The following is a 20,366-nucleotide window of genomic DNA, read 5'->3' as shown; positions in this document are numbered from 1 at the left end:
CCCCGACTATCACCAACTCGTGCCAGTCGGGGCCTTCCCGCACCCCCACTCTGGTCACCTCATCCGGCTGACAACGGCAGGGAGTGGCCTGTGACCAGCCACATCGCAAACAGCTGTCCTCGCGAAGCGCTCAGTGTCGAGACCTCGGACAACTCGTCGGCCCGTGTGACGGTCATAGACACCCCCGGCACCTGCCTGCTCACCCGCGCCCACGCCGGCTGGGAGCGCTTCCTCGGCACCTTCGAGGAGCCACCCCATGAATGAGCAGTACGAGTACGTCCCCCACCGGCTCCTGCGCCGCCGCGTCCGGGACATCGCCTCCGGCGTCGAAGGGGAGCTGATGGCCGTGATCAACGAGAACGTCTCGGACTCGGACGCCTACGAGCACTGGACGGAACTGGCGTACATCCGGGGCGCCTCCGGCCGCGAATTCACCACCGCCGTCGCGAACGTCCAGCCCGCCCGTGACCAGCCCCCGGCGGGCCGCGGCCGCCGAGACCCGGGAAGCGCGTGGCGATCCGACGCGTGAGGGCGGCCCCGGCCACATCGCCAGGGGCCCGGATGGCCGGTCTGCCGACCGACGGCCCCGCCTGAGGAGGCGGGGACGGGCAGGCGCCGGCCCGCCCCCGGCCCCTCGAAGGGGGAGGGGGCGGGCCCGCGCCCCGAGCCCCCTACTCCGGCCCCGGCCCGGTGGACCCCCGTACCACCAGCTCCGGCTGGAAGACGTACTCCGTGCGCTGGACCGGGGTCCCCGCCACCGCTTCGAGCAGCGCCCCCACCGCCGCCGTGGCCATGGCCCGCACCGGCTGGCGGATCGTCGTCAGCGGCGGGTCGGTGAAGGCGATCAGCGGGGAGTCGTCGAAGCCGACGACCGAGACGTCCTCGGGGACCCGCAGCCCCCGCTCCCGGGCCGCGCGGACGACCCCGAGGGCCATCATGTCGCTCGCGCACACCACACCCGTGCAGCCCCGCTCCAGCAGGGCGATGCCCGCCGCGTGGCCCCCCTCGACGGTGAACAGGGTGCGCTGGACCAGGCCTTCGGCGTCGGCGCCCGGCCGGGCGGCCAGGAACCCCTGCTCCTTGCGCGCCGAGGGGACGTAGCGCGTGGGCCCTATGGCCAGGCCGATGCGCCGGTGGCCCAGCTCCTCCAGGTGGCGCACGGCCATGTCCGCCGCCGCCCGGTCGTCCGGGGAGACGAAGGGCGCGTGCACGTGCTCGTTGAAGCCGTTGACCATGACGAACGGCAGCCCGCGCGCGGCCAGCCGCTGGTAGCGCGCCGGGTCGGCCGTCGCGTCGGCGTGCAGGCCGGACAGGAAGACGATCCCGGTGACCCCGCGCTCCTCCAGCTGCTCGACGAGCTCGTCCTCGGTCGCCCCGCCCGGCGTCTGGGTGCACAGCACCGGCGTGTACCCGTGCCCGGCCAGCGCCTGCTCGATGACCTGCGCGAACGCCGGGAAGATCGGGTTGGTCAGCTCGGGGATCAGCAGCCCCACCAGCCCGTTGCTCCGCCGCTTCAGCCGCACCGGCCGCTCGTAGCCCAGCAGGTCCATGGCGGCCAGCACCCGGTGCCGGGTGCCGGCCGCCACGCCCGCCTTGCCGTTGAGCACGCGGCTGACCGTCGCCTCGCTGACCTGGGCCTGCGAGGCGATGTCCGTCAGCCGCAAGGGGGAACTCACCCCTGCCACCACACCGCGGTGTCGGCCGGCAGGACGTCCAGGTCGGCGCCCAGCCCACCGCTCGCCAGCAGCACCGCGCCCCGGGCACGGCCCGCCGCCGGTATCCGCACGTCCTCGCCCGTCGTGTTGACGGTGCAGACGAACGACCCGCGCCGGAAGGCCAGCACGCCCTCGGGCGCCTCCAGCCACTCCACCGCGTCCCCGGCCCCCAGGTCCTCGTGGGCGCGCCGGATCCGCAGCGCGGAGCGGTAGAGCTCCAGCGTGGAGTCCGCGTCCCCGGTCTGCGCGGCCACGCTCAGCCCCGCCCATTGCGCGGGCTGCGGCAGCCAGCTGCCGCCCGGGCCGAAGCCGTACGGGGCCTCCTCGCCCGACCACGGGATCGGGACCCGGCACCCGTCGCGCAGGCCCTCCTGCCCGTTCTCCTTGAAGAACGAGGGGTCCTGGCGCACCTCGTCCGGCAGGTCGGTGACCTCCGGCAGCCCGAGCTCCTCCCCCTGGTAGACGTACGCCGAACCGGGCAGCGCCAGCATCAGCAGCGCGGCCGCCCGGGCCCGCTCCAGGCTGCCGAAGCGGGTCCGGTGCCGGACCACGTCGTGGTTGGACAGCACCCAGGTCGTCGGCGCGCCCACGGGCCGCATCGCGTCGAGGGACTCGTCGATGGTGGCGCGCAGCGCGGCCGCGTCCCAGCCGGTGCTCAGGTAGTGGAAGTTGAAGGCCTGGTGCAGCTCGTCGTGGCGCAGGTAGAGCGCGGTGCGGTCGGCGCTCGGGGTCCAGGCCTCGGCGACGCCGATGCGGTCGCCGGCGTACTCGTCGAGGACCTTGCGCCAGGAGCGGTAGATCTCGTGGACCCCGTCCTGGTCGAAGAAGGGCAGCACCTGGTTGCCGAGGAGCTTGAGCTGCTCGTCGCGGCCCAGGTCGGGCAGTCCGGGCGCCTTGACGAGACCGTGCGCGACGTCGATGCGGAAGCCGTCGACGCCGAGGTCCAGCCAGAACCGGAGCACGGAGCGGAACTCGTCCTGCACGGCCGGGTGTTCCCAGTTGAAGTCGGGCTGCTCGGGCGCGAACAGGTGCAGGTACCACTCGCCGTCGGCCACCCGGGTCCAGGCGGGCCCGCCGAAGATGGACTCCCAGTCGTTCGGCGGCTCCTCGCCCGACTCCCCCTTCCCCGGCCGGAAGTGGAAGCGCTCGCGCAGCGGCGTGCCCGGTCCCTCGCGCAGCGCCTGCTTGAACCATTCGTGCTGGTCGGAGCAGTGGTTGGGGACGAGGTCCACGATGATCCGCATGCCGAGCCCGTGCGCGTCGCGGATGACGGCGTCGGCGTCGTGCAGGGTGCCGAACATGGGGTCGATGGCCCGGTAGTCGGCGACGTCGTAGCCGGCGTCGGCCTGCGGGGAGGCGTAGAAGGGGCTCAGCCAGACGGCGTCGACGCCCAGCTCCTTGAGGTAGGGCAGTCTGCCGCGGATGCCCTCGAGGTCCCCCATGCCGTCCCCGTTGGAGTCGGCGAAGCTGCGCGGATAGACCTGGTAGATCACCGCGTCTCTCCACCAGCCGGACCGGGTCCCGGTCGGGGTGGGGAGGGCGTCGGCGAGGTGCTGGGTCATGGTGTCCTTGGAGAGTCGGGCCGGTCGTACAGAAAGCGGGAGTCGAACGCCAGTGGCCGGGCGGGCCGGGGTGGTCAGCCCTTGGTGGCGCCCGCCGTCATGCCGGCGACGAGGTGGCGCTGGGCGAACAGGAAGAAGACGGCCGCGGGGATGGCGATGAGGACGGAGGCCGCGCTCATGGCACCCCAGTTGGAGGTGTACTGCGTGACGAAGGTCTGGAGCCCGCCGGCCAGGGTGAGGTTCTCCTCGCCGACCATGAACGCGGAGGCGTAGGCGACTTCGCCCCAGGCGGTGATGAAGGCGTAGAAGCCGGTCACGGCGAGACCGGGCTTGGCGAGCGGGAGGATCAGGCGCCAGAAGGTGCCGAAGGGGTTGAGCCCGTCGACCCGGCCGGATTCGTCGATCTCGACCGGGATGGTGTCGAAGAAGCCCTTCATCATCCACGCGCAGAACGGCACGGCGATGGTGAGGTACGTGATGATCAGGCCGAGCGGCTGGTTCAGCAGCCCGAGGTCCCCCATCAGGTTGTAGAGCGGGACGATGAGGATGGCCATCGGGAACATCTGCGTGATGAGCAGGGTCCACATCAGCGGCTTCATGCCCGGGAACCTGAAGCGGCTGACGGCGTACCCGGTGGTGGCGGCGATGAACACGCCGAGCACCGTGGTGACCCCCGCCACCAGGACCGAGTTCCAGAACCAGCTGAGGAAGTGGCTGGACTCCAGCAGGTAGGAGTAGTTCGCGAGCGTCGGTTCCTTCACGAAGTCCGTGCTGATGGCGTACTTCGCGGGCTTGAGGGAGGTCAGCAGGATCCACAGCACCGGGAAGACGGCGATGACGGACGCGACGAGGAGGGTGGCGTGCAGGCCGAAGGAGGCCAGCGGCGAGCGGCTGCCCCGGGGGCGGGCGCCCCGCCCGGAAGCGGACCCGGAGGAGGATCCGGAAGCAGTCCCGGCGGTGGTCCCGGGCACGGTCTCGGAAGCGGTCTCGGACACGGTCACCACACCTCTCCCTGCTTGCGCAGCGAGCGCCGGTAGACCAGCGCGAAGATCATGAGCAGGCCGAGGATCAGCACGCCCCAGGTCGCGGAGCCGGCGAAGTCGCGCGGACTGGCGACGAAGGCCTCGCGGAAGGCCTGGGTCACGAGGATCTCGGTGGAGTCGCCGGGACCGCCCCGCGTGAGCAGGAAGATCACCGGGAACATGTTGAAGGTCCAGATGGTGGAGAGCAGGATCACCGTCATGCTGACGGCGCGCAGCCCGGGCAGGGTGATGTGCCGGAACCGCTGCCAGGGTCCGGCGCCGTCCATCTCGGCGGCCTCGTAGAGCTCCGCGGGGATGGACTGGAGCCCGCCGAGCAGGGCGACCATCATGAACGGCACGCCGAGCCAGACGTTGACGGCGACGACGGAGAGCTTGGCCCAGGTCGGGTCGTCCAGCCACGGGATCGCGGAGATGCCGCCGCCGTCGAGGATCTTGTTGAGGATGCCGTTGTCGCGGTTGAAGAGGAACCGCCAGGCGAAGACGGAGACGAAGCCGGGCACGGCCCAGGGCAGGATGAGCGCCATCCGGTAGGCGGCGCGGCCCCGGAACTGCCGGTTGAGGACGGTGGCCAGGCCGAGGCCGAGGGCGAAGGTGATCGAGACGCAGGCGACGGTCCACGTCACCGTCCACACCAGCCGCTGCCAGAAGACGGGGTCGCCGAGGACCGCCGTGTAGTTGTCGAGGCCGACGAACTCGTAGGTGGCCTCGATGTGGCGCACGCCGATCGTGCGGGCGACGTTGCGCTCGCTGGCGTTGGTCAGCGACAGGTAGACGCCGCGGACGAGCGGCCAGCCGACGATGACGCCGAGGACGAGGACGACCGGGGCGACCATGGCCCAGGCGTACCAGTGCGTGGCGAGGGCGCGGCCGATGCCGCCGCGCGGGCTTCCGGCGGTCTTGGCAGTCGTGCGGCCGGGGCCGCGGTCGGCGAGGGTCGTCTCGCCGTCCGCGGCCCGTGCCACCGACCGGCTGGTGTCAGCAGCCATCGTTCGTACTACTTCCAGCCCTTGAGGATCTTGCGGAACTCGACGCCGGCCGCCTTGGCCGCGTCCTCGGGGCTCGACGCACCGGTGACGGCCTTGGTGTACTCGACCTTCAGCGGCTCGAAGAGGGAGCCGTTCTCCGGGATCCAGGCACGCTCGACGGCCTTGTCGACGGCCGGCTTGAAGAACTGGACCATCTCGCTGCTCTTGACGTCCGGCTGCTCGTAGGCGGCGGTGCGCGTCGGGAGCAGGCTCAGCTCCTTGGCGGACTGCACCTGGACCTCCTGGGAGGTCATGTACTCGACGAAGGCGTGCGCGGCGGCGGTGTTCTTGGAGCCCGCGTACACGGCGAGGTCGTGGCCGCCCTGCGGGGCGCCGGCCTTGGCGGAGCCGGCCGGGACCGGGGCGACGCCGAGGTTGGACTTGTCCTTGAACTGGTCGCCGGCGTAGCTGTCGGCCACCGCCCAGGGGCCGTTGATCATCATCGCGACCTCCCCGGACTTGAAGGCGGTCTGCATGTTGGTCCAGCCGTCGGTGGCGTTGGTGACCGCCGCGCCGGAGGTGACCAGGTCGCGGGCGGCCTTGAAGCCCTTGACGCCGGCCGCGTTGTCGACGGTGACCGTCTTGGTCTTGGCGTCGACGAGGTCGCCGCCCTCGCCGTAGATGAACGGCAGGAACCAGTAGGAGTCGTCGCCGCGCAGGTAGAGGCCGGTCTTGCCGCTCTTGGCCTTGATCGCGGCGGCGGCGGTCTTCAGCTCCTCCAGGGTCTTGGGGGGCTGGACGCCGGCGTCGGCGAGCATCTTCTTGTTGTAGAAGAGGCCGAGGGTGTCGATGACCTGCGGGACGGCGAAGGTCTTGCCCTCGAACTTGCCGCTGGCGGCGGCCTGCGGCAGGAACTCGGCGTCGATCTTCTTGGCCTGGTCGGCCGGGACCTCGTCGAGGTAGCCGAGGGAGGCGAAGTCGGCGACCCAGCCGACGTCGGCGCGGATCACGTCGGGGGCGTCGGCACCGCTGCTGAAGGCGTTCTTGACCTTGTTCTGGGCGTCGCCGTAGGGCACGTTGACGTACTTGACGGTCACCTTCGGGTGCTTCGCGGTGAAGGCCTCGGCGATCTTCTGGAAGCTCGCCTTCTCGGCGTCGTTCGAGGTGTCCCACCAGGTGACGGTGCCGGACAGCTCGCCGCCGGCCTTCGTCTCGCCACCGTCGCCCTTGGTGTCACCGCCGCAAGCCGTCGCCGCGAGCGCCAGGGTCGCGACCAGCGCGGTGGCCGCTATGCCACGCCGCATATGAACTCCTTCGATGATCCCGGCCGCGCCCTCGCGGTCCCGAGTTGCAGGGAACGTAACAAGACTGAAAGCCGACGGAAAGACCTTGCGGCAATTTTCTGCAAGCGGAGGGGATCGTTACATCCGTGTGTCCCTACGGTTGCCGCAGCTTGCTGTTAGTTCGAGGCCGCTTCGATTCCCCCGGCCCGCAACCACGGGGCGTGTACGCGCGTTGACTGCGGTATGAACCACGAGTTGACGGCCCTCCCGCTTGCAAGAGCTTCCAGCGACCCGTCCCCGAACGGCGGCTGGTGGCGCGATGCCGTCATCTACCAGGTGTACGTCCGCTCCTTCGCCGACAGCGACGGCGACGGCATCGGGGACCTGCGCGGGGTGCGCGAGCGGCTGCCGCACCTGGCCCGGCTGGGGGTGGACGCGGTCTGGCTGACCCCCTTCTACGTGTCCCCGCAGGCGGACGGGGGCTACGACGTCGCCGACTACCGGGCCGTCGACCCGCTCTTCGGTGACCTCGCCGACGCCGACGACCTCGTCCGGGCCGCCCACGCGCTCGGGCTGCGGGTGATCGTGGACGTGGTCCCGAACCACACCTCCGAGCGGCACCCCTGGTTCCGGGAGGCCCTCGCCGACGTGCCCGGCGCCCGGGAGCGCTACCTCTTCCGCCCGGGGCGCGGGGTCGACGGCTCGCTGCCGCCGAACGACTGGGAATCCGTCTTCGGCGGTCCGGCCTGGACCCGGGTCGCGGACGGCGACTGGTACCTCCACCTGTTCGCCCCTGAGCAGCCCGACCTCGACTGGGAGCACCCGGAGGTGGCGGAGGAGTTCGCCTCGGTGCTGCGGTTCTGGCTGGACCTCGGGGTGGACGGCTTCCGCGTGGACGTGGCCCACGGCATGGTCAAGGCCCCGGGCCTGCCGGACATCGGCCGCGGCGCGCAGGCCACGCTGATCGGCACCGAGCCCCTCCCCTTCTTCGACCAGGACGGGGTGCACGCCATCCACCGCTCCTGGCGCCGCCTGCTCGACTCGTACGGGGACGGGCGCATCGGGGTCGCCGAGGCCTGGGCGCCGACCTCGGAGCGGCTGGCGCTGTACGTGCGGCCCGACGAGCTGCACCAGGCCTTCAACTTCCGCTTCCTGAACTGCCCCTGGGACCCGGCGGCGATGCGGACGGTGATCGACGAGTCCCTGGCCGCGACCTCGGCGGTGGGGGCGCCGACGACGTGGGTGCTGTCCAACCACGACGTCGTACGCCATGTGACCCGGTACGGGGGCGGGGCGCAGGGGCTGGCCCGGGCGCGGGCGGCGGCGCTGCTGATGCTGGCGCTGCCGGGGTCCGCGTACGTCTACCAGGGCGAGGAGCTCGGCCTGCCGGAGGTCACCGACCTCCCGGCGCAGGCCCGCCGCGACCCCGCCTTCCGACGCAGGCCCCCCGCGGGGGGCGGCGGCCCGGCGGGGGACGGCCGCGGCGCCGGCCCGGCGGGGACCGGGGCCCAGGCACAGGGCGGGGCCGGGACGCAGGCCCGGACTCCGGCCCGGGCACAGGCGCAGGACGGGGCCGGGGCCCAGGCACAGGCGCAGGACGGGGCCGGGACCGGGGCGGAGGGGCAGGACGGGCTGCGGGACGGGTGCCGCGTCCCGCTCCCCTGGTCCGGCCACGAGGCCCCGTACGGGTTCGGCCCCGGCCAAAGCTGGCTGCCGCAGCCCGACGGCTGGGGCGGGCTCAGCGTCGCCGCGCAGACCGGCGACCCGCACTCCACCCTGGAGCTCTACCGCGCCGCCCTGGAGCTGCGCCGCGCCCTGCCGGGCCTGGGCGCGGTCGAGGCCGGGCAGGGCGGCCCCGCCGAGGAGTGGCCCGGCACCGGGGCGGGACCCGCGGTCCTCGCCCGGGGCATGCGGTGGCGCCCGGCCCCCGAGGGGGTGCTCCTGTTCACCCGGCCCGGCTTCTCGTGCACCCTCAACACCCGCCCCTCCGCCGTGGACATGCCCTCCCCGGGCCGTCCCGTCCTCTCCAGCGCCCCCGTGGAGACCGACGGCCGCACGGTCCGTCTTCCCCCCGATTCCTGCACCTGGTGGGCTTCGTGAGCCCGCTACCGGTACAGTCCAATCCCGTGACCGCACGGCTTGCCGACATCGCAGCCCAGGCGGGGGTCAGCGAAGCCACAGTCAGCCGCGTGCTCAACGGCAAGCCCGGTGTGGCCGCAGGCACCCGCGAGTCCGTGCTGGCCGCGCTCGACGTGCTCGGCTACGAGCGGCCCGTACGGCTGCGGCAGCGCAGTGCCGGCCTGGTCGGCCTGATAACCCCCGAGCTGGACAACCCCATCTTCCCGGCGCTCGCGCAGGTCATCGGCCAGGCGCTGACCCGGCAGGGGTACACCCCGGTGCTGGCGACGCAGACGCCCGGCGGGTCCACCGAGGACGAGCTGACCGAGATGCTGGTGGACCGGGGGGTCTCCGGGATCATCTTCGTCTCCGGACTGCACGCCGACACCACCGCCGACACGGGCCGCTACGACCAGCTGCGCGGCCAGGGCGTCCCGTTCGTCCTGATCAACGGCTTCTCCGACAAGGTGCAGGCCCCCTTCGTCTCCCCCGACGACCGGGCCGCCATGCAGCTCGCGGTGACGCACCTGACGGCGCTCGGGCACACCCGGATCGGCCTCGCGGTCGGTCCGAAGCGGTTCGTGCCCGTGCTGCGCAAGATCGAGGGCTTCCGGCTCGCCATGCAGGAGCGGCTCGGGCTCGGCGAGGCCGAGGTCGAGGAGCTGATCCAGCACTCCCTGTACACCCTGGAGGGCGGTCAGGCCGCGGCCGCGGCGCTGATCGGGCGGGGCTGCACGGCCATCGCCTGCGCCAGCGACATGATGGCGCTCGGCGCGATCCGGGCCGCACGCCAGCAGGGGCTGCGGGTGCCGCAGGACGTGTCCGTGGTCGGCTTCGACGACTCCCCCCTCATAGCGTTCACCGATCCGCCGCTGACCACGATCCGCCAGCCCGTGCAGGCCATGGGGCAGGCCGCCGTGCGCACCCTGCTGGAGGAGATCGGCGGTACGCCGGCCCCGCACAGCGAGTTCGTGTTCCTGCCGGAGCTGGTGGTGCGCGGGTCGACGGCGTCCGGTCCCGGGCAGCGGCGCGCGGCAGGGTAGCGGGTCCTCCCCGGGGTGTCCTCCGCAGGGCGGAGCACGGGCGCGGAAGACCGTCCGGAGGGATGATCGGAGGCGAGGGCGTATCTGGCAGACTCTCTCCCCATGGGTGAAGCGAGCGTGAAGACACTGGAAACTCCCCCAGCCACCGCCGGGGGCGCCCCCAGGACGGACGTCTCGTCATCCCCCGTGGCCGAGGACGGCAGCCGCCCGGGGCCCGAGGGGCCCCTCCTCGCCCGGCTGCGCGCCCCTCGCCGGCCGCGGATCTGGTTCGAGGTCCTGCTGATCGGCATCAGCTACTGGACGTACTCGCTGATCCGCAACGCGGTCCCCGAGCAGAAGGCCGTCGCGCTCGCGAACGCGGACTGGATCTGGAGCATCGAGCGGGGCCTGGGCATCGCGGTCGAGCACTCCGTCAACCACGCCGTCAACTCGGTGACGTGGCTGGTCGTCGGCATGAACTACTACTACGCCACGCTCCACTTCATCGTGACCATCGGCGTACTGGTGTGGATCTACCGCTTCCATCCCGGCCGGTACGCGGCCACCCGCCTCATCCTCTTCGCCACCACGGGCGTGGCCCTGCTCGGCTACTTCTTCTTCCCGCTCGCGCCGCCCCGGCTGATGAACGGGGGACACTTCGTCGACACCGTGCTGGTGCACCACACCTGGGGCTCGATGGCCTCGGGGAACCTCAAGCACATGTCGAACCAGTACGCGGCGATGCCGTCCATGCACATAGGGTGGTCGCTCTGGTGCGGCCTGACGATCTTCGCGGTCGCCTCGGCCCCCTGGGCCCGCATCCTGGGCCTGCTGTACCCGGCGGCGACGCTGGTAGTGATCGTGTCCACGGCGAACCACTTCTGGCTGGACGCGGTCGGCGGCATGCTCTGCCTGGCCTTCGGCTACGCGGTCTCCCGCGCCTGGTACGGCGACCTCCCGCACCGCCTGCCCCGCAGCCCCCTGGAGACCTCGCCCCACCCGGCGACGGCGGCCGTACTGAACCGGCTGCGCCGCGCCTGACCCACTCCGGCGCGGCGACGGGCGACCCGGCCGCGCCGTCCCGGGGGGGGGACCCCGGGACCCGGGATCCCCGGGGGCTCACCCCCCGTAGAAGAGTTCGTCCACCACCGTGCGCGCGCGGCGGGTCGTGCGGCGGTAGTCGTCGAGCATCTCGCCGATCCTGCCCTCCGGGTAGCCGAGGTAGCGGCCGACGGCCGCCAGTTCCCGGGCGTCCGTGGGGAAGGTGTCGCCGGCGCGGCCGCGGACCAGCATCACGGCGTTGCGCACGCGGGTCGCCAGGACCCAGGCCTCGTCGAGGGTCTGCGCCTCCTCGGTCGGGATGAGGCCGGCGGCGTGGGCGGCGGCCAGGGCCTCGCGGGTGCGGGTGGTGCGCAGGCCGGGTTCGGCCCAGGCGTGGCGCATCTGGAGGAGCTGGACGGTCCACTCGACGTCGCTGAGGCCGCCGCGGCCGAGTTTGGTGTGGAGGGTGGGGTCGGCCCCGCGCGGCAGGCGTTCGGACTCCATGCGGGCCTTCAGCCGGCGGATCTCGCGGACCGCCTCCTCCCCCAGGCCTTCGGCGGGGTAGCGCAGCGGGTCGATCAGGTCGATGAACGTGCGGCCGAGGTCGGCGTCGCCCGCGACGGGCTCGGCGCGCAGCAGGGCCTGGCTCTCCCAGGTCAGGGACCAGCGGCGGTAGTAGGCGGCGTAGGAGGCCAGGGTGCGCACGAGGGGCCCGGAGCGGCCCTCGGGGCGCAGGTCGGCGTCGATGAGCAGCGGCGGGTCGGCGGTGGGGAGCTGGAGCAGCCGGCGCATCTCGGCGATGACGGTCTGGGCGGCCTTGGCGGCCTCCTGTTCGTCGACGCCCTCGCGGGGGTCGTGGACGAACAGGACGTCGGCGTCGGAGCCGTAGCCGAGCTCGTGGCCGCCGAAGCGGCCGACGCCGATGACGGCGAAGCGGGTGGGGAGGGTCTCGCCCCAGTGGTCGCGGACGGCGGCGCGCAGGGCTCCGGCGATGGTGGCGGCGGTCAGGTCGGAGACGGCGTCGCCGACCCGGTCGACGAGGGCGCCGGAGTCCGTCTCGGCGGGGCTGTCCTCGGTGCCGTAGGAGGCGATGATGTCGGCGGCGGCGGTGCGGAAGAGCTCGCGGCGGCGGACCCCTCGGGCGGCGGCGACGGCGGCTTCCCCGCTGTCGGCGCGGCCGACGGCCGCGAGCACCTCCTGTTCGAGGGCCTCGTGCGTACGGGGCTGGAGGCCTTCGGGGTCGCCGAGGAGGGCGACGGCCTCGGGGGCGCGCATGAGGAGGTCGGGGGCGAGGCGGCCGGCGGACAGGACGCGGGCGAGGTTCTCGGCGGCGGCGCCCTCGTCGCGCAGCAGGCGCAGGTACCAGGGGGTCTTGCCGAGGGCGTCGGAGACCTTGCGGAAGTTGAGGAGTCCGGCGTCGGGGTCGGCGGAGTCGGCGAACCAGCCGAGGAGGACGGGCAGCAGGGTGCGCTGGATGGCGGCCTTGCGGCTGACGCCGGAGGCGAGGGCTTCGAGGTGGCGCAGGGCGGAGGCCGGGTCGGCGTAGCCGAGGGCTTCCAGGCGCTGGCCGGCCGCGGCCGGGGAGAGGCGGGTCTCGCCGGGGGCGAGCTGGGCGACGGCGTCGAGGAGGGGGCGGTAGAAGAGCTTCTCGTGGAGGCGGCGGACGACGGAGGCGTGCCGGCGCCAGGCCTTGTTGAGCTCGGCGACGGGTTCGGTGCGCAGGCCCATGGAGCGGCCGAGGCGGCGCAGGTCGCCCTCGTCCTCGGGGACGAGGTGGGTGCGGCGGAGCCGGTGGAGCTGGATGCGGTGCTCCATGGCGCGCAGGAAGCGGTACGCGTCGTGGAGCTGGGCGGCGTCGGCGCGGCCGACGTAGCCGCCGGCGGCGAGGGCGTGGAGGGCGTCGAGGGTGGTGCCGGAGCGCAGGGTGGTGTCGCTGCGGCCGTGGACGAGCTGGAGGAGCTGGACGGCGAACTCGACGTCGCGCAGGCCGCCGGGGCCGAGTTTGAGCTCGCGGTCGATCTGGGAGGCGGGGATGTTGTCGACGACGCGGCGGCGCATCTTCTGGACGTCGGCGACGAAGTTCTCGCGTTCGGCGGCCTGCCAGACGAGCGGCGTTATGGCCTCGATGTACTGGGCCCCGAGGTCGGGGTCGCCGGCGACGGCGCGGGCCTTGAGGAGGGCCTGGAACTCCCAGGTCTTGGCCCAGCGCTGGTAGTAGGCCATGTGGGAGGCGAGGGTGCGGACGAGGGGGCCGTTGCGGCCCTCGGGGCGGAGGTTGGCGTCGACGGGCCAGATGCTGCCCTCGACGGTGGTCTCGGAGCAGATCCGCATGAGGTGGGAGGCGAGGCGGGTGGCGGCCTGGATGCCCTTGCCCTCGTCGGTGCCGGGCGCGGCCTCGCCGACGAAGATCACGTCGACGTCGGAGACGTAGTTGAGCTCGTTGCCGCCGCACTTGCCCATGGCGATGACGGCGAGGCGGCAGGCGGCGGCGTCCTGGGGGGCGGCGGCCGAGGCGATGCGCAGGGCGGCGCGGAGGGTGGCGGTGGCGAGGTCGGCGAGTTCGGCGGCGGTCTGGGCGACGTCTATGGTCGCGCAGACGTCGCGGGCGGCGATGGAGAGCAGGCAGCGGCGGTAGGCGACGCGCAGGGCGACGGGCTCGTGGGCGTCGGCGAGGCCCTGTTCGAACTCGGCGAGGCCGGGGTGCAGGTCGGCGGCCTCGTAGGTGACCAGGGCCTGCCAGTCGTGGGGGTGGCGGGCGAGGTGGTCGGCGAGGGCCTCGGAGGCGCCGAGCACGCCGAGGAGGCGGTCGCGCAGGGGCTTGGCGCTGACCAGGGTGTCGAGGAGGAGCCGCAGGTCCTCGGGGGTCTGCGCCTCGGCGAGGCGGACGAGTCCGAGGAGGGCGAGGTCGGGGTCGGCGGTGGCGCCGAGGGCGTCGAGGAGCACCGGGTCGGTGCGGACGGCGGCCAGCGCGTCGGCGTCGAGCAGCCGGGCGGCGGCGGTGGGGTCGGTGAATCCGCTCCGCAGCAGCCGGATGAAGGTACTGCTCCTGCGTCCCGGGACTGTCATCCCGCCGCCTCCCGAGTCTGTCGCCGCCGGTCCGGTCCGGCCCGGCCGGTGATCCGATCCGGCGCTGCCGGTGATCCGATCCGGCCCTGCCGGTGGTCTGGTCCTGTCCGTGAGCGAGCCTAGCCGGAGCAGGCGTTCGACTCACCGGGTGTCGTGGCCGATATCATGAGGCGGATTATCGGATTATCTGCTTACTTATAGCTCTCTAGATCTGTGCGTCAGGGGCCGCCGGTCCCCGCCCGACCGGCCGCGAGGAGCCCCATGTCCGACGGACCCCCGTCCTCGCCCGCCGTCGCCGCGCCCGCGTCCGAGCCCGGCCCCACCGCGCCTGGGACGTCCTCCGAGGCCTCCGCGACCACCCGGCACGGTCACCACCACGTCGGACACCCGCGCGCCCGCGCCGTCGTCAAGGCCGTCGCCCTCCTGGCCGCCACCGCCGCCGGCGGCATGCTCATCCTCCGCGGCAACGAGGCCCTCACCGGCCTCGACGCGCCCACCGCGCCCGATTCCCGGGCCACCACCGCCACCGCGGCGGACTCCCCCGACCCCGGCCGGGTGCTCCAGATCGTCGCCCACCCCGACGACGACCTCTACTTCATGAACCCGGACCTCGGGTACTCCATAGCCGCCGGCCACCCGGTGACCTCCGTCTACCTCACCTCCGGTGAGGCCGACGGCATCAACGCCTCCGCCGGCAAGGCGGCCACGACCCCGCCCGACAAGCCCGCCTACGCCGAGGCCCGGCAGAACGGCATCCGCGCCGCCTACGCCAAGATGGCCACCGGCGACCGCAGCAGCGCCTGGAAGCGCAGCGTCATCCCCACCAAGGGCGGCGGCCACGCCGAGGTCGACGTCCTCGTCGCACGGCCCCAGGTCAACCTCGTCTGGCTCCAGATGCGCGAGGCGGGCAACGTCTACCAGGACGTCCCCGACAGCCTCCACGGCCTGTGGGACGGGAAGGTACCCCACCTGGAGTCGGTGCTCGCCTCCGGGACCCCCGTCCGGCACGGGTTCACGTACACCAAGGACCAGGTCGTCCAGACGATCGTCGGCATCCTGGAGCGGTACCGGCCCACCACCATCCGCACCCAGGACCCGACCCCCGGCCGCTTCCGCGACACCAAGCGCTACACCGACCACCAGGACCACTTCTACGGCGCCCGGTTCGTCCAGATGGCCACCGCCGCCTACGCGGAGCAGTTCAAGGACCGGCCGCACTTCACCGTCCAGAACTACGTCGGCTACTTCAACGGCTCCCTGCCCCGCGCCCTCGGCCCCGGCGAGGCCAAGGAGAAGCTGGACATCCTGGACACCTACGCCTGGCTGGACAAGGAGAACCACTGCGGCAGCGAGGCCGGCTGCGGGGACCTCAAGGTCGCCGAGCACCCCTCGGGCAACGGCTGGACCCAGTCCATCAACTACGCGCGCGGCACCGGCACCACCTGGCTGACCTCCGACGCCGAGCACGGCCTGTGGGCCTTCAAGGTCCTCGACGGCCAGGTCGCCCTCTGGCACCGCAGCGGGCTCATAGGCCGCTGGACCGGCCCCCTCCTGCTGCCCGGCACCGGGATGGACCAGGGCATCTCCACCGTCACCCTGAAGGACGGCCGGATAGCCGCCTTCGGCACCCGCACCTCCTTCGGCGAGAAGCCCGCCGACTACCGGCGCGAGGTGGTCTACGCCGTCCAGCAGGCCCCCGGCTCCGAGGAGTTCGGCGCCTGGCAGTCGCTCGGCACCCCGGAGGCCTCCGACGCCGACTGGACCTCCGACATCAGCGCGCCCGCCGTCTCCGTCGACGGGACCGGCGCCCTCGCCGTGTACGTGCGCGACGGCGCCTCCACCCTGCGCGGCCGCGTCCGGCACCCGGACGGCACGTGGGGCCCGTGGGAGGCCCACGGCGGCGCCGACCTGCACGGCACTCCCGTCACCGCCACCGACGGGACCGGGCGGCGGATGGTCTTCTCCGCCACCACCAAGTCGGTGACCGGCTGGCTCCAGCCCGGACCCGGCGCCCCCCTGGGCCCGGCCACCCCCACCGGCCTGCCCGAGACCACCCTCCCCCTCACCGCGGAGGGCCGCGAGGGAGGCGTACGGGTCTGGTTCCGCAAGCCCGGCTCCGGCAACGTCCGCACCGCCCTGATGACGGACGAGGAAGGCCTGAAGGCGACCGGCCTCACCGACCTCGGCGGCCTCCAGGGCTTCGGCTCCGTGACGGCGAGCGGGCACCTCCTCGCCGGCCGCTCCGCCGGCGGACTCCTCGGCGCGGACGTCGGCGAGGGACAGCCCTGGCAGCGCTCGCCGCTGATGTTCGTGGGCGCCCCGTCCAGCACCATGACCGGAAAGAACCTGGTCAGCCTGGCGGTGGTGGGCCTCGACGCGCGGCTGTACGTCACCTCGTCGGCGGACGAGCCCGACGCCTACCTGGCGCCCTGGCAGCCGGTGGGCCCCCGCAACACCGCTCCATAACCCGCCCTTACCCAGGCATAGGCGACGCACCGGGTGGACAGACACCATCCGTGCCACACCAGCCCCAACACCCCGCACCAGGACCGTCCTTGCCCCGCGCGGGGGACGGCGCGCGTCCACGATCCGGGCGGACGCGCGCACCGGGCCGCCGACCGTGCACCACCACACCCGGTCGTTTTCGGAAAACGCGCGTCATCGGTGGAATCGGTGAACCAACCCGCCCGATTTCGCCTCTCAGTGACTACACAGCGGTTCTTCCCGTCCGGAACGACCCCAAGGCGTAACCGATGCCCGTTTCCCGCCGCCGCTTCCTCCTCGCGGCCGTCGTGCCCATGCTCACCCTGGGCGCCTCCGGCGTGCTCTCCATCGCCTCCGGGCAGCAGACGTCGGCCGAGGCCACCCAGGGCAGGGACCCCTCCGCCCTCCTGCCCGCCAGCACCACCTCGGGCACGGTCGTCCAGATCGTCGCCCACCCCGACGACGACCTGTTCTTCATGAACCCCGACCTCAGCCGCTCCCTGCTGGCCGGACTCCCCGTCACCACCGCCTACCTCACCTCCGGCGAGGCCGACGGCCGCAACGAGGCCAACGGGGGCCAGGCCAAGGACCCCGAGCAGCCCGCCGACCGCGCCCGCTACGCGGAGGCCCGGCAGAACGGCATACGCTCCGCCTACGCCCAGATGGCCACCGGCGACCGCACCAGCGCCTGGAAGCGCACGGTCATCCCCACCGCCGGCGGCGGCCAGGCCGAGCTCGACGTCCTCGTGGCCCGGCCCCAGGTCAACCTGGTCTGGCTCCAGCTGCGCGAGGCCCGCAACCCGGCCGCCGCGAACCCGGACAGCCTGCGCGGCCTGTGGAACGGCGACATACCGGCGCTGGGCGCCCAGCTCACCACCGGAACCCCGGTCAAGCAGCAGTTCTCGTACACCAAGGACCAGGTCGTCCAGTCCATATCGGGCATCCTGGAGCGGTACCGGCCCACGACGATACGGATGCAGGACCCGACGCCGAACCGCTACGCGGACACCGGCAAGTACACCGACCACCAGGACCACATGTACGGCGCCCGCTTCGTACAGGCCGCCACCGCCGCGTACGCCGAACGGGTCGCCGACCGGCCGCGGTTCTCGGTGCAGAACTACCTCGGCTACCACAACGGCACCCTGCCGCACGCCCTGGACCCGCAGACCGCCGAGACGAAGATCGGCTACCTCAAGACCTACGCCTGGCAGGACCACGCCGACTACTGCGGCTCCCCCGACGGCTGCGGCGACCGCAAGGTGGCCGGCAGCCCCACCGGCCGCAACTGGGCCCAGTCCCTGCGCTACGCCCGCGCCGACAACGCCTCCTGGCTCACCGAGGGCACCCCCGGCCGGCTCTGGGCCTTCGCCGCCCTCGACGGCCGGATGGCCGTCTGGAGCCGCGACCGCTCCGGCACCTGGACCGGCCCCGCCCTGCTCCCCGGCACCGGCATCGACTCCGGCGCCACCACCGCCCGCCTCCCCGACGGCCGCGTCGCGGTCCTCGCCACCCGCACGGTCCTCGGGCCCCGGCCGGCCGAGTACCGGCGCGAGGTGGTGTACGCCGTCCAGGCCGCCCCCGACGGCGCGTTCGGCGCCTGGCAGTCCCTCGGCACCCCCGAACCCGGCGACGAACCCGGCACCTCCGCCATCAGCGCCCCCGCGGCCGCCGTCGACCCCGAAGGCCGCCTGACCGTCTACCTGCGCGACGCGCGCCGCACCCTGCGCGCCCGCGTCCAGCAGCCCTCGGGCGCCTTCACCGACTGGCAGGAACTGGGCGGCGAGGACCTCCAGAGCGACCCGGTCACCCTCACGGACTCCGCGGGCCGCCGCCACGTCTACGCCACCACCACCAAGTCCGTCCTGGCCTGGACCCAGCCCGCCCCGGCCGCCCAGCTCGCCGGCCCGTACCCCACCGGCCTCCCGGCCACCACGGTCCCCCTCACGGCGGCCCGCGACGGCGCGGGCGTCCGCCTCTACTTCCGCCGCCCCGACTCCGGAGTGGTCCGCAGCGCCCTGGTCACCGCCGGCCCGGGCGCCCCGCAGGTCTCCAGCGTCTCGGAGTCCGGCGGCCGGGCGGGCTACGGCGCGATCGGCGTCGCGGGCCGCCTCCTGACGGGCCGCGCCGACGCGGGCACGGTCTCCACGAGCACCCTCGGCGGCCCCCCGGCCTGGACGGAGTCCCGCATGCTCTACGCGGGCGCCCCTTCGGCGGTCCTCGACGCGACGGGCACCACGACCACAGCCGCCCTCGGCCTCGACGCCCGCCTCCACACCGCCACACCCCGCCCCACCAGCCCCACCCCCACCTGGCACCCGGCGATCCTCCCGACCCCCACCACCTGACCCCGACACGCCCGCGGCCCCGCCCCCCTCGTCGGGGGCGGGGCCGCGGTCGCCGTGGCGGGGGCTCGGAGCCCTACAGCACCGGCAGGTTCTTGCGGAGTTCGAAGGCGGTGACCTCGCTCCGGTACTCCTCCCACTCCTGCTTCTTGTTGCGCAGGAAGTCATGACGCCGTTGACGCACCAGGAAGACCCCGCTGCAACGCCGTTCTGACCACCATCCAAGCGGTCGTCATCGGTTGTCCATGGTGACCCCCGGCCGCCTTCGGACGGCCCAGAGACGGCCCAGACCGGTCGCACAGGGGGCCCTCGGGGGAAGTCCGGACACGGCTCCGGAGGGCCCGTGCGTCTGACGCGTTCCAGCAGGTCAGAGGCTAGTAGACCGGCTGAAGGCACTCGGCAGTCCACGAATAGGCCGCGGCCAGCAATGGACTACGGGTGAGGGAAGCTTTGCTTGAGCCACTCCCGAACGGAGTCCACTGTTGTCCGCCCGTGCTGCCGCAGCACATCGATGATGTCCCGCCCGCAGACCAGTGCAATCGGATGGGCATCTTCGTGAACCTCGTCCTGCACCTGCTTGTTGAAAAACGAGGTCGTGACCAGCACGCCGAAGTTGCGGTGCCGGAGCCGTGAGATCAACCGGGAAACCTCGCGTACGCCGACCGAGCTGTCTGTTGCGTAGCACTTGGCTTCAAGTGCGAAGTCGATTGCGATGGGGTTCGCCACCGGGCCCAGCACGTAGATGCCCACCGCGTCTCGCCCACCGTCCCGGCTCGGGCGGGTGACGTCTACCGCTCCCGTGCTCGGGGCGATCAGGCGCCAGATGGCAACTGCGCAGGCCTCGAAGTCGTGCTCGCGTCCGCGGAAGTACTCGCGGATCTCTTCCAGGATGGCCTGGCCGACGGGGTCATCAGGGAGCTGGTTCGCCTTCGAGCGGATGACAGTGGTGGAAGGTGCCAGCAGGGGCCGGTAGACGCGGCTCTCGACCCACGTCCGCCACACGGCGGGGCAGTCTCCGCCCAGAGGGCCTCCTCCATCAAGCAGCTGCTGGATCCAGGTGCGGGGGATCAGGTTGTGGTCGAGCACGGTGAAGCGCGCCCGGTAGTTCTGGAACCGCTTGTCGCCGGTCGCTCTCCAGATCGCTGCCAGCTCTTCGTCAGAGGTCATAGTTGGCCCACCGGGAGCCAACAGGCCACGGAATCTGACTGACCGGCCTGAGGTGCCCGATTTCTCGAAGAGGAGAAAGGGCGGGACGTTAGCGCGTTCCGCAGGGGTCCCGTGAGACGCCTTGAACGCGTCCCGCATCAGGGCGTTGCCCAACCGCTTGGTCTCATGTAGCCCCTGCCCCGGCTTTTTGTTGTCGCCGTAGTAGGTGAAGGTGCCCGTCTGCACGTCAAGGTGGTCAGGCCAGTCCACGTCCTCGCCGCTGGTGTACAGCACGACCAAGCGCACTGTTCCCTTGGCTGGCGAGCCGGCGTACCTGAAGCCGCCCTGGTTGCCAACACCCTTTATCAGCTTGGACATCGGGTCGTCGCCGGTGTTGCCCTTCGCTCCACCTGCGTAAAGCTTGTCGACCACAAGGTCAGCGGACGGCAGGTCGGCGAAGGGCACGTGGGGTTCAGGAGCGACAGGGAGGGTCATGCTCCATGATCTATCACCCTGCGCTGACAGTCCCGCGGTCGCTGGCTCGCCTGCTGCGGTGTCTGGCGAAGGCGAACCGGC

Annotated in this window: 14 protein-coding genes and 1 pseudogene; 7 read left to right on the top strand and 8 right to left on the bottom strand. The window is 72.6% G+C overall.

Features of this window, described 5'->3' with window-relative positions:
* Nucleotides 1-90: 90 nt before the first annotated feature.
* Together ACIRBY_RS09730 and ACIRBY_RS09725 are read left to right on the top strand one after the other, a co-directional pair.
* Nucleotides 91-264, top strand: a complete 174-nt coding sequence (locus tag ACIRBY_RS09730; protein WP_403898558.1) for a hypothetical protein — start codon at nt 91-93, stop codon at nt 262-264.
* On the top strand, nt 257-529 hold the full coding sequence (locus ACIRBY_RS09725) for a hypothetical protein (RefSeq protein WP_403898555.1): 273 nt from the start codon (nt 257-259) through the stop codon (nt 527-529). The genes ACIRBY_RS09730 and ACIRBY_RS09725 overlap by 8 nt, the downstream gene beginning before the upstream one ends.
* A 142-nt stretch (nt 530-671) precedes the next feature.
* Here the strand turns inward: ACIRBY_RS09725 and ACIRBY_RS09720 are convergent, their stop codons facing one another.
* The 5 genes from ACIRBY_RS09720 to ACIRBY_RS09700 form a co-directional block, all read right to left on the bottom strand.
* Nucleotides 672-1,685, bottom strand: coding sequence for a LacI family DNA-binding transcriptional regulator (locus ACIRBY_RS09720; protein ID WP_403898552.1), 1,014 nt, complete (start codon nt 1,683-1,685; stop codon nt 672-674).
* A complete protein-coding gene (locus ACIRBY_RS09715) occupies nt 1,673-3,277 on the bottom strand; it encodes a glycoside hydrolase family 13 protein (RefSeq protein WP_403898549.1) in 1,605 nt (534 codons plus the stop codon). Before ACIRBY_RS09715 ends, ACIRBY_RS09720 begins: the two co-directional genes overlap by 13 nt.
* A 74-nt stretch (nt 3,278-3,351) precedes the next feature.
* On the bottom strand, nt 3,352-4,248 hold the full coding sequence (locus ACIRBY_RS09710; protein ID WP_403899556.1) for a sugar ABC transporter permease: 897 nt from the start codon (nt 4,246-4,248) through the stop codon (nt 3,352-3,354).
* 26 nt (nt 4,249-4,274) lie between these two features.
* Nucleotides 4,275-5,306, bottom strand: a complete 1,032-nt coding sequence (locus ACIRBY_RS09705; RefSeq protein WP_403898547.1) for a carbohydrate ABC transporter permease — start codon at nt 5,304-5,306, stop codon at nt 4,275-4,277.
* Nucleotides 5,307-5,314: 8 nt separating this feature from the next.
* Nucleotides 5,315-6,589 (bottom strand): extracellular solute-binding protein, encoded by a 1,275-nt coding sequence (locus tag ACIRBY_RS09700; protein ID WP_403898545.1) that lies wholly within the window; start codon nt 6,587-6,589, stop codon nt 5,315-5,317.
* Between the two features lie 222 nt (nt 6,590-6,811).
* Between ACIRBY_RS09700 and ACIRBY_RS09695 the strand changes: the two genes are divergently transcribed.
* From ACIRBY_RS09695 to ACIRBY_RS09685, 3 genes are all read left to right on the top strand, one after another.
* Entirely contained in the window at nt 6,812-8,668 is a 1,857-nt protein-coding gene (locus ACIRBY_RS09695) for a glycoside hydrolase family 13 protein (protein ID WP_403898542.1), read from the top strand.
* A 26-nt stretch (nt 8,669-8,694) separates the two neighbouring features.
* Nucleotides 8,695-9,729 (top strand): LacI family DNA-binding transcriptional regulator, encoded by a 1,035-nt coding sequence (locus ACIRBY_RS09690; RefSeq protein WP_403898539.1) that lies wholly within the window; start codon nt 8,695-8,697, stop codon nt 9,727-9,729.
* A gap of 102 nt (nt 9,730-9,831) precedes the next feature.
* A complete protein-coding gene (locus ACIRBY_RS09685) occupies nt 9,832-10,749 on the top strand; it encodes a phosphatase PAP2 family protein (protein ID WP_403898536.1) in 918 nt (305 codons plus the stop codon).
* Nucleotides 10,750-10,827: 78 nt separating this feature from the next.
* Here the strand turns inward: ACIRBY_RS09685 and ACIRBY_RS09680 are convergent, their stop codons facing one another.
* Complete coding sequence (locus ACIRBY_RS09680; RefSeq protein ID WP_403898534.1) at nt 10,828-13,815, bottom strand: bifunctional [glutamine synthetase] adenylyltransferase/[glutamine synthetase]-adenylyl-L-tyrosine phosphorylase; 2,988 nt, start codon at nt 13,813-13,815, stop codon at nt 10,828-10,830.
* Nucleotides 13,816-14,076: 261 nt separating this feature from the next.
* Here ACIRBY_RS09680 and ACIRBY_RS09675 point away from each other — a divergent pair, with 261 nt between their 5' ends.
* Nucleotides 14,077-16,281 carry a PIG-L family deacetylase gene (locus ACIRBY_RS09675; RefSeq protein WP_403898531.1) on the top strand — a complete coding sequence of 735 codons (2,205 nt, stop codon included), beginning with the start codon at nt 14,077-14,079 and terminating at the stop codon, nt 16,279-16,281.
* Nucleotides 16,282-16,568: 287 nt separating this feature from the next.
* Nucleotides 16,569-18,647: a PIG-L family deacetylase gene (locus ACIRBY_RS09670; RefSeq protein WP_403898528.1), complete on the top strand. Its 2,079-nt coding sequence runs from the start codon at nt 16,569-16,571 to the stop codon at nt 18,645-18,647.
* Between the two features lie 73 nt (nt 18,648-18,720).
* On the opposite strand, the pseudogene ACIRBY_RS09665 reads toward ACIRBY_RS09670, so the two are convergent.
* Together ACIRBY_RS09665 and ACIRBY_RS09660 are read right to left on the bottom strand one after the other, a co-directional pair.
* Nucleotides 18,721-18,807, bottom strand: a pseudogene (locus ACIRBY_RS09665) (glutamine synthetase); the annotation flags it as partial.
* Nucleotides 18,808-19,076: 269 nt separating this feature from the next.
* Nucleotides 19,077-20,285: a restriction endonuclease gene (locus ACIRBY_RS09660; protein ID WP_403898525.1), complete on the bottom strand. Its 1,209-nt coding sequence runs from the start codon at nt 20,283-20,285 to the stop codon at nt 19,077-19,079.
* Nucleotides 20,286-20,366 lie beyond the last annotated feature (81 nt).

Origin of the sequence: Streptomyces sp. NPDC096136, from assembly GCF_044763325.1 — a bacterium.
Classification (GTDB): domain Bacteria; phylum Actinomycetota; class Actinomycetes; order Streptomycetales; family Streptomycetaceae; genus Streptomyces.
Note: the sequence above shows the minus strand (reverse complement) of the source record. Positions and strands in the feature narration are given on the sequence as shown.